At 67.1% G+C, this 1,687-nt stretch carries 4 protein-coding genes; 3 read left to right on the forward strand and 1 reads right to left on the reverse strand.

Features of this window, described 5'->3' with window-relative positions; all coding sequences use genetic code 11:
* The 3 genes from AC1D12_RS32785 to AC1D12_RS32795 all read left to right on the forward strand — a co-directional run.
* A partial coding sequence (locus tag AC1D12_RS32785; protein WP_477845300.1) for a hypothetical protein occupies positions 1-674 on the forward strand: 674 nt, incomplete at its 5' end.
* 130 nt (positions 675-804) lie between these two features.
* The gene (locus AC1D12_RS32790; protein ID WP_047500972.1) at positions 805-1,362 is read left to right on the forward strand and encodes a thioredoxin family protein; all 558 of its coding nucleotides are present in this window, start codon (positions 805-807) and stop codon (positions 1,360-1,362) included.
* A complete protein-coding gene (locus AC1D12_RS32795) occupies positions 1,359-1,490 on the forward strand; it encodes a hypothetical protein (protein WP_465110854.1) in 132 nt (43 codons plus the stop codon). Before AC1D12_RS32790 ends, AC1D12_RS32795 begins: the two co-directional genes overlap by 4 nt.
* Here AC1D12_RS32795 and AC1D12_RS32800 read toward each other — a convergent pair.
* On the reverse strand, positions 1,454-1,687 hold a 234-nt coding region (locus AC1D12_RS32800; protein ID WP_477845301.1), incomplete at its 5' end, for a winged helix-turn-helix domain-containing protein. The genes AC1D12_RS32795 and AC1D12_RS32800 overlap by 37 nt on opposite strands.

The raw sequence follows: 1,687 nt of genomic DNA on the forward strand, positions 1-1,687 counted from the left end.
TCGCCGGCCTGTGTGCCACGCTTGCCGCCTGCGGTGGCGGCGGTGACGATTGCCCGCTCGCAGTCGACCCTCCGGTCGAGACGCTGCCCGACCTCAGCGACTGCTTCACGGTCAAGCCCGGCCTGCGCTACACGATCTCTGATCCGGACAAGACCTACATCGCGAAGTCGGCCCTCTACACGCAGGAAAAGTTCGACGGTGCCGTCCACCCGGTGCAGATCGAGTACTTCGACGTCGAAGGCACCTTGCGCGCCGCCGCGCTGTACTTTTCGGTCGAGGCGGACGGCGTGCGCTTCTGGGGCGACTACGACTACACACCCGAGAGCGTGCAGGCCACGAAGTCGGTCTACACCGGCTTCCTGGTGCCGAAGACGCTGGCCCCCACGCAGACGGTGACGATCCACTACACCGACAACAACTACTTCACGAACGGCGGCTTCCTGGCCGAAGCCGAGCAAGAGACGTGGACCTTCGAAGGCCACGAGACACTGACGATGGCCGGCCGCAGCTTTCCAAACGCCTGCCGCTTCAAGGTCGTCAACGATGCCCAGCCATCCTTCGGGACGACCGTGGTGTGGGCCGCGCCCGGCTACGGGCCGATCCAGTACAAGTTCATCGATGTCGACGGCACGGTCAGGGGCGTGCGCACTCTCGCCAGCGTGACCGAACCCTGAGCGCCGCGCGGTCATTCCCGTRAAACGTAATGTGTCGGCATGCCGGGCCGACACACAGGCCTACGAAGAAACCGCGGTGGTGGCGGTGCGCGACCAAGAATCCGCGCACCTGCCACTCCGCACCACCGCCATGAAGCTCCGATCCAGCACCCTCCTCGCCGCCGTGGCCATCGCCGCGACGGTGGTTCTCGTTACGCTGGCGGCACCGCCGGCCATCGGCACGCCCGCCGCCCACCCGGTGGCGGCGCCCGATTTCCAGGGCATCGCCACCTGGCAGAACTCGCCGCCGCTTGCGATGCAGGGCTTGCGCGGCAAGGTGGTGCTGGTCGACTTCTGGACCTACACCTGCAGCAACTGCCTGAACCAGCTGCCGTACGTGAAGGAATGGCACGCGAAGTACAAGGACCAGGGGCTGGTCGTCGTCGGCGTGCACACGCCGGAGTACGCCTTCGAGAAGTCGACGCCGAACGTACAGGAAGCGATCCGCAAGCTGCAGATCACGCACGCCGTCGCCCAGGACAATGACTACGCCACCTGGCGCGCGTTCGGCAACCAGTTCTGGCCGGCGCTCTACCTGATCGACAAGCAGGGCCGCATCGTCTACACGCACTTCGGCGAAGGCCGCTATGGCGAGACCGAAGGCAGGATCAAGGCGCTGCTGGCCGAAACGCCGGCACCGGCGCGATGAACAGGTGGTGGCTTGCGTTGCTGTTCCTGGCCGGCGGCATCTCGCACGAGATCCGCCAGCCGGTCGGCTGCCACTGCATCTCGGTGCGGCGTCAGTCGCGCGACTCGACCGCCGACGCGAAGACGTAGCCCTCGCTGCGCACCGTCTTGATGTAGCGCGGCTCGCGCGCATCGTCGCGCAGCCGCTGGCGCAGCCGGCTCACCAGCAGGTCGATCGAGCGCTCGAACAGCTCGGCCTCGCGCCCCTGCGTGAGGCTGAGCAGCTGGTCGCGGCTCAGCACCCGCTGCGGGTGGTCGAGGAACACGCGCAGCAGCCGGTACTCGGC

This window comes from Rhizobacter sp. P1_G5 (genome assembly GCF_056405435.1).

Coding starts and splice junctions, on each gene's coding strand:
- AC1D12_RS32790 (WP_047500972.1), top strand. CDS start 805: ATGAAGCTCCGATCCAGCACCCTCCTCGCCGCCGTGGCCATCGCCGCG.
- AC1D12_RS32795 (WP_465110854.1), top strand. CDS start 1,359: ATGAACAGGTGGTGGCTTGCGTTGCTGTTCCTGGCCGGCGGCATCTCG.